General features: G+C 75.4%; 8 protein-coding genes and 1 pseudogene. All 9 read left to right on the forward strand.

Annotated elements, in window-relative coordinates; all coding sequences use genetic code 11:
• A partial coding sequence (locus ABZ449_RS41350) for an Ldh family oxidoreductase (protein ID WP_360357126.1) occupies positions 1-1,236 on the forward strand: 1,236 nt, incomplete at its 5' end.
• Positions 1,237-1,244: 8 nt separating this feature from the next.
• Entirely contained in the window at positions 1,245-2,168 is a 924-nt protein-coding gene (locus ABZ449_RS41355; protein ID WP_360357129.1) for a Gfo/Idh/MocA family oxidoreductase, read from the forward strand.
• Positions 2,165-2,908: a hypothetical protein gene (locus ABZ449_RS41360; RefSeq protein WP_360357132.1), complete on the forward strand. Its 744-nt coding sequence runs from the start codon at positions 2,165-2,167 to the stop codon at positions 2,906-2,908. Before ABZ449_RS41355 ends, ABZ449_RS41360 begins: the two co-directional genes overlap by 4 nt.
• Entirely contained in the window at positions 2,905-3,786 is an 882-nt protein-coding gene (locus tag ABZ449_RS41365; RefSeq protein WP_360357135.1) for a sugar phosphate isomerase/epimerase family protein, read from the forward strand. The genes ABZ449_RS41360 and ABZ449_RS41365 overlap by 4 nt, the downstream gene beginning before the upstream one ends.
• Positions 3,787-3,800: 14 nt before the next feature.
• The gene (locus ABZ449_RS41370; protein ID WP_360357137.1) at positions 3,801-4,607 is read left to right on the forward strand and encodes a sulfotransferase; all 807 of its coding nucleotides are present in this window, start codon (positions 3,801-3,803) and stop codon (positions 4,605-4,607) included.
• Positions 4,608-4,615: 8 nt separating this feature from the next.
• Positions 4,616-5,887 carry an ATP-grasp domain-containing protein gene (locus tag ABZ449_RS41375; protein WP_360357140.1) on the forward strand — a complete coding sequence of 424 codons (1,272 nt, stop codon included), beginning with the start codon at positions 4,616-4,618 and terminating at the stop codon, positions 5,885-5,887.
• A 58-nt stretch (positions 5,888-5,945) separates the two neighbouring features.
• A complete protein-coding gene (locus tag ABZ449_RS41380; RefSeq protein ID WP_360357143.1) occupies positions 5,946-6,764 on the forward strand; it encodes a glycosyltransferase family 2 protein in 819 nt (272 codons plus the stop codon).
• 3 nt (positions 6,765-6,767) lie between these two features.
• A complete protein-coding gene (cysC, locus tag ABZ449_RS41385) occupies positions 6,768-7,328 on the forward strand; it encodes an adenylyl-sulfate kinase (protein ID WP_360357144.1) in 561 nt (186 codons plus the stop codon).
• A pseudogene (locus ABZ449_RS41390) lies at positions 7,325-7,482 on the forward strand (sulfate adenylyltransferase small subunit); the annotation flags it as partial. The gene cysC and the pseudogene ABZ449_RS41390, both read left to right, overlap by 4 nt.

The following is a 7,482-nucleotide window of genomic DNA, read 5'->3' on the forward strand; positions in this document are numbered from 1 at the left end:
GTGACGGTCGTGGACGCGACCGGCGTGCGGCCGGGTGCCGACGCCGGCCCGGCCGCGGAGGCGGCGCGGGCCGCGGCCCGGCGCGGCAGCGCGGTGCTGCTGGTCACCGCCGGGGCCGGGGCCGCCGAGGCGGCCGACCGGGTGGTGCACCCGGACCGGCCGCCGCGCCCGGAGACCGTCGCCGAGCCGGCGGTCCGGTTCGGCACGGCGGCCCTGACCGAGGCCGCGATCGGCTCCCTGACGGACGCCGGCGTCGGCGCCGACCGGGCCGCCCTGGTGGCCCGGGTCCTGGTCGACGCGGACGTGCGGGGCCACTTCTCGCACGGTGTCGGGCTGCTCCCGATGTACCTGGACCGGCTGGGCAAGGGCGGCATCGACCCCGCCGCCGAGCCCGAGTGGATCTCCCAGGAGGGCCCCGTCGCCGTGCTCGACGCCCGTGGGGGCTTCGGCCAGGTGGCCGCGGAACTCGCCGCCGCCGACTGTGCCCGCCGGGCGGCCGAGAACGGGATGGCCGCGGTCGCCATCCGCGGCAACAACCACATCGGCATGCTGGCCGCCTACCGCGAGCACTTCGTGCGGCACGGCGTGGTCGGCCTGGTCCTGAACATCTCGGGGCCCAGCGTGGCCGCCCCCGGTGCCGGTCGCCCCACCCTGGGCAACGACGCCGTGTGCATGGTCGTCCCCCGGACCGAACAGCGGCCGCTCGTCGTGGACTTCGCCACCGGCACCGTCGCCAGTGGCAAGATCCGGCACGCCGCGCACCGCGGCGAGCCCGTCCCGGCGACCTGGCTGGTCGACCGTCAGGGCAAGCCCACCACCGATCCGGAGGAGCTGGACCGCGGCGGTGCCGTACCGGTCTTCGGCGGTCACAAGGGGCTCGGGGTGGCCGTGATCACCGAGGTGCTGGCCGGCATCCTGGCCGGTGGCACGGTCAGCCCGCTGGTGCACAAGCAGCGCGCCGAGCCGGAGCGGTCGATGGACTGCTCGCAGCTGTTCCTGGCGCTGTCCCCGGCGGCCTTCGGCAACCCGCCGGTGGACGAACTGCTCGGGGTGCTGTCGTCGGCGATCACCGCCGGCTACCCGCAGGGCGCGCCCGCCGTCCACCTGCCCGAACAGCAGGAGGAACGGGCCGAGGCCAGGGCCCGCGAACACGGCGTGCCGGTGCCCGGGGCGGTCGTCGAACAGCTCGGCTGGACGGCCGACCGCGCCCTCGCCACGGCGGGTGACGCGCGATGAGCCTCGGAGTGGGAATCGTCGGTTTCGGCGTGGCCGGCCGTCAGCACGCCGCGGCCCTGGACGGACTGGCCGAGGCCCACGCCGTCGCCGTCCTGGACCAGGACCCGTCCGCGGACACCGGCACGCTGGACCGGGCGCAGTCCTGGCAGGGCCTGCTCGCCGACCCGCGGATCGGCCTGGTGGCGCTGTGCGTCCCGCCCGGCGGGCGCGCGCAGCTCGCGCTGGAGGCGCTGGCGGCGGGCAAGGCGGTGCTCCTGGAGAAGCCGCCGACGGTGTCGGTCGAGGAGCTCGACGTGCTGACCCGGGCCGCGGCCAGGGCCGGCCGGCCCATCGGGGTGATGCTCCAGCACCGGATGCGGCTGCCCGACGTCGCCCTCGCCACCAGCTGGGCGGACCCGGCGGTGACGGCCGTCCTGGAGGTGTCGCGGTTCCGGCCGCCGGCCCACTACCGGCGGGCCGGCTGGCGCAGCGACCCGGTCTCCGCGTTCGGCGGCATCGCCGCGCACCTGGGCGTGCACTACCTCGACCTGGCCTGCCAGCTGATGGGGCGCCCGGAGGCCGTCCGGCTGGCCGCCGCCCGGGAGGTGACGCCGGGCATCGACACCCGGGCGACCGGACTGGTCGAGTTCCACACCGGGGCCACCCTCGCCTTCACGATCACCGCGGAGTCGGCCCTGCGCACCGAGCGGCTGCAGGTGCTGGGCCCCGACCGCGGCCTGTGCATCGCCGACGGCACGGTGAGCACCCAGATCGGCGGGGACGAGCAGACCTGGCCGACCGAGCCGACCGCCGCGCTGCGGCGCGAGGTCTACCGGGAGATGGCCGAGGCCGTGGCGACCGGCGAGCGGCCGCGCCGCTGCCACCTGGACGGCGCCCGCGGGGTCACCGAGATCCTGGCGGCGGTCGCCCGGCAGCCGGTGGTGACGGCATGACGACCATGATCGGCCTCTCCTCGGGCTCGGCGGCCGGGCTCGGCGCCACGGAGCTGGCGCGGCTCGTCCGCTCGCTGGGCGGCACCGCCGTCGACGTCCGGGCGGGCAAGGGCCACGGCTGGCAGCGGGAGGGGCTGGCCGGGCTCCGGGCGGCGGGCGTCGAGGTGTGCTTCGTCGGCGTCGGGACCGTCCTCGGCGACGGCGCCGCCCCGACCGGGGACGAGCGGGCGTTCCTGGAGCCGGGCGTGCCGGTGAAGGTGTTCGCGGCGGCCGGCTGCCTGGCCGCCGACCGGATCGGGACGACGCTCGCCCAGGTGCGCGAACTCGCCGAGCTGGTGGGCGGCCCGGAGCTGGTCCTGGTGGAGACCCACCACGGCTACGCCTCGGTGCCGGAGCTGGTCGAGCTGGTCGAGCGGGCGGGCAGCCGGGTGCTGCTCGACACGATGGGCCTGGCCCGGATCCACCCCGACCCGGTGGCCGCGGCCGCGACGCTCGCCCCGTGGACGTCCCACGCGCAGGTCAAGGGATTCGACTGGAGCGCCCCCGACACCTCGCGGCACCGGCCGCTCGCGGCCTCGTGCGCCGCCGAGACCCGCGCGGTGCTCACCGCCGCCGGAGCCCTGCGCGCCGTCACCGTGGAATCCAAGGCCGAGGCCTCGCTCGCCGAGGACGTCGCGCTGCTCCGGAGCTGGTACCCGATCGACACGGCCCCCGAGGCGGGGGCGGAGGCCCTTTCATGAAACTCGCCATCATCAACGACGAACTGTCCCAGGACATCCACGCGGCCGCGGCGCAGACCGCCCGGCTCGGCTTCGGCGGCCTGGAGATCAGGTCCGCCGGCGAGGTGCCGCCGCACCTGATGGACGACGCGCAGCTGAGCGCCGTGCGGGACGCCGTGGCCGCCCACGGGCTGGAGGTCGTCGGCTTCGACCCGCCCGCGCTGAAGTGCGCGCTGCCGCGGACCGCCACCGAGATCGCGCAGGTGCGGGAGCTGGTCGTGGACTCCGTCCGGCGGGCCGAGCTGCTGGGCGCGCCGTTCGTCCGGATCTTCACCTTCTACCGCGAGGGGGACCCGGACCCGCGCGGCGCGGCCGCGGCCGCCCGCGAAGTGCTGGACGGGGTGCCGTTCGACCGCGTCCCGCTGATCGTGGAGACCGGCCAGCGCACCAACAGCCCCACCATGAGGCACACCCTGGAGTTCCTGGACGCGCTCGGCGACGACCGGCTCGGAATCCTCTGGGACCCGGGCAACAGCGTCTTCAGCGGCTGGGACCCGGCGCCGTTCCCGGACGACTACCAGGCCGGCCGCGAGCGCATCCGGCACGTCCACGTGAAGGACCCGGACGGGCGCAACGCCTACGTGCGCCTCGGCGACGGCGACCTGCCGTGGCCCGCGATCCTCGCCACGCTGGCCGAGGACGGCTACCAGGGCTGGCTCTCGCTGGAGACGCACTGGCGGATCGGGCGGGTGCTCACCCCGGAACAGCGCGACGAGCCCTGGGGCGAGACGTTCACGGCCGGCGGCTTCGAGGCCAGTACGGAATGCATGCGGCTGCTGCGGGAGATGGCGGCCGAGATCGAGCAGACGCACGACACGACAGTGAGAGAGGTCCGGTAGTGAGGACGTCACCGGTGATCCTGCTGGGCGCCCAGCGCTGCGGCACCACGGCCCTGGCCTACGCCATGAACCTGGCGTTCCACGACGCCGGAGGCCACTTCACGGTCAACGGCAAGCTGCCGTACCTGCTCCACCGCTGGCTCGGACAGGACGACCTGGCCGACCGCCACCTGCGGACGGACGAGATCCTGCACGCCCTCGACCGCCGCCCGCCGGACGGCGCCGGCGTCGCCGCCTGGCGCGCCCGGGTCGAGCGGAGCCTGCGGACGGCGGCCCGTGAGGTCGCCGAGGGCGAGGCCGGGGCCGACCCGGTCGCGCTGGCCCGGCGCATCCTGCTGGAGAGCAACGAGGGCCTGCCGCACTCGGGCGACAAGTACAACGAGTACCTGCTTCACCTGCCCTGGATCGAGGAGGTGCTGCCCGACGCCCGGTACGTCATGCTGGTGCGCCACCCGCAGGAGGCCGCCCGCTCCATGCTGCGGTGGACCGGCGACCGGCCGTGGAAGCCGGAGAGTCAGGCCGCGGCGGTGGCCAAGTGGACCTCCTGGAACGCCCGTTGGCTCGCGTTCCAGCCACAGGTGCCCGCCGGGCGCCGACTGGTGATCGACTACCAGGCCCTGTGCCGGGGCGAGGAGGGCGACCGGCTGTCCGAGTTCGTCGGGCTCGACCTGCACCGGTACCTGACCGGCCTCAACCCGCGCACCCCGGCCGCGGCCGGCAGCGCCGAGCTGCCGCAGGACACCGCCGCCGTGTGGCAGGCCCTGCAGGAGTCCGCTGCGGCCCCGGCCCCCGCCGCCCCCGTACCGACCGTCCAGAGGTGACCACCCCCGTGTCCGCAACCCGCATCCTCGTCCTCGGCGGCAAGGCCGGCATCGTCCGCAAGGCCGCCGCCCTCGGCTTCGCGGTGGTGCACGTCCAGAAGCCGTCGGCCTTCGACCCCGCGGTGGTGCCGCACTGCGCCCAACTGCTGCTCCTGGACTACCAGGACGTGCCGACCACCACCGCCGTCGTCCGCGCTCTGCACCAACACCAGCCCGTCGCCCGGGTGTTCACCCAGACCGAGGCGGCCCAGGCGGTGGCCGGCCACCTCACCGACGCCCTGGGACTGCCCGGCAACAGCGCCCGCACCACCCGCCTCCTGCACGACAAGCCCGCCCTGCGGGCGCTGCTCAACGCGGAGGGCATCGGGCCCGTCCCGACGCTGACCAACCCGGGGCGGGAGGAGCTGCGCGCGTTCGTCAAGACGCACGGCGCGGCGGTGCTCAAGCCGACCATGGGCTCGGGCAGCCTCGGCGTCCGCAAGATCGGGTCGGTGGACGAGGTGGACCCGGCCTGGGCCTGGCGCGAGGAGTTCGGCCTCGACGAGTTCATGGTCGAACAGCTGCTCCTCGGCGAGGAGCTGAGCGTGGAGACGTTCTCGGTCGGCGGCCGCCACCGGGTCGTGGCCGTCACCGGCAAGGACACCGGGGGCGGGGTGGTGGAGCTCGGCCACGTCGTGCCCGCCGCGATCACCGAGGAGGAGTCGGCCGCCGTCCGGAGCCTGGTGACCGCCGTGCTCGACGCCGTCGGTCTGGTCGACGGCCCCGCCCACACCGAGCTGATCCTCACCGCCGACGGCCCCCGGGTCGTGGAGGCGCACAGCCGCCGCGGCGGGGACCGCATCAACGACCTGGTCCGGCTGGTGCACGGGGTCGACCTGGAGGAGGCCACCTACCGCCTCGCCGCCGAGGCCGACCCGCTGCCCGGGGAGCACCCGGCCGAGGGCGCCGCGGCGATCCGCTTCCTGGTGGCCGAGCCCGGCGTCGTCACCGCGGTGACCGGGATCGAGGCGGCCGAGGCCGCCGAGGGCGTCACCCAGGTGGATGTCCAGGTGGACGTCGGCGACACCGTGCACGAGCTGCGCTGGTCGGAGGACCGCTGCGGCCACGTCCTGGTGCGCGCGGCCGACGCGGCGACCGCCGAGCGGCTGGCCCGGCAGGCCGCCGGGCTCATCCGGATCGACACCGCGCCCGCCGCCGAGGACGACCGGGCCACCCTCGGCGACCTGCTCGCCGAGGTCGACGAGGTGCTGGACCCGTTCGCCGCCGCCCGTACGGCCTGAACGCACGAAGAACACCGCACGAGTAACACCGCACGAGGAACACAGGGGGAGCTCGGACATGAGCAGCAACGCAACACCGCACAAGCGGGTCTCGGTCGTCGTCGCCACGCGCAACCGGCCGTCCGACATCCGGCATCTGCTGACCGCCGTCGCGGGCTGCGACACGGGGATCGTCCACGAGGTGATCCTCGTCGACGACGCCTCCGACCAGCCGCTGCGCGTCGACGGGGCGCAGCAGCCCTTCGCCGTCCGGCTGATCCGCAACCCGCGCCGGATCGGCGCCGCGGCCAGCCGCAACCTGGCCGCCGAGCAGGCGACCGGCGACGTCCTGGCCTTCCTGGACGACGACGCCCGGCCGCTGCCGGACTGGTTCCAGGTCCTCGACGCCGAGCTGACCGCCGAGCGGGCGGCGATCACCGGCCGGGTGCTGCCCTTCGACAGCGGAGTGGTGGCCCGGGCCCGGCAGTACCGCTACGAGGTGCGCTACGCGCAGCACGCCGCGGCCAGCGAGGTGACCTTCTTCGCCGGCGGAAACTCCGCCGTCTGGACCGACCTGTTCCGGGCCGCCGAGGGCTTCCCCGACGTCGTCACGGCCAGCGACAACGGGCTCGTCGAACGGCTGGGCGAGACGGGCGGCCGGGTGCACTTCGTACCCGCCCTGCGCGTGGCGCACCGCAACAGCAAGGGTGCCGCGATCGCCTTCCGCGAGGCCTGGCGGGCGGGCCGGCTGGCCCCGCGCAGCACGCCCGTCGCGGCGCTGAACCGGCTCACCGCGAGCGCCCGGATCCAGCCGTGGTCCGACGACCCGGCCGCGGCCGGCCTCAACCTGAGCCTCCAGGCGGCGAATTCGCTGGCCACCGCGCTCCCGGTGGGCTGAGCGATGACCACCGGCAATGTGGACGGCACCCGGCAGGGGGCCACCGTCTGGCTCACCGGCCTGCCGAGCGCCGGCAAGACCACCATCGCGCACGAGCTGGCCGGCCGCCTCCGGGCGGCGGGCCACCGGGTCGAGGTGCTCGACGGCGACGAGATCCGCGGCTTCCTCTCGGCCGGCCTCGGCTTCTCCCGCGAGGACCGCGACACCAACGTCCAGCGGATCGGCTTCGTCGCCGAACTGCTGGCCGCGCACGGCGTGCTGGTGCTCGTCCCGGTGATCGCGCCCTACGCGGACAGCCGCGCGGCCGTGCGCGAACGCCACCGCGCCAAGGGCACCGCGTACCTGGAGGTCCATGTCGCGGCCCCGCTGGAGGTCTGCTCGGCACGCGACGTGAAGGGCCTGTACGCCCGGCAGGCGGCGGGCGAACTCAGCGGCCTGACCGGCGTCGACGACCCGTACGAGGCGCCCCGGACACCGGACCTGCGGGTCGAGTCCCAGCACCAGAGCGCACCCGAGTCCGCGTCCGCCGTGCACGCGCTGCTCGTCGAGAGGGGCCTGGCATGACCACCGTGACCGAGAGCCCGGTCCGTACGGACGCCCAGAAGGAGAATCCGGGGAGCGCGTTCGCGCTGTCGCACCTGGACGCGCTGGAGGCCGAGTCGGTGCACGTCTTCCGCGAGGTCGCGGGGGAGTTCGAACGCCCGGTGATCCTGTTCTC

It is taken from the genome of Kitasatospora sp. NPDC005856 (genome assembly GCF_040629945.1).
GTDB lineage: Bacteria > Actinomycetota > Actinomycetes > Streptomycetales > Streptomycetaceae > Kitasatospora.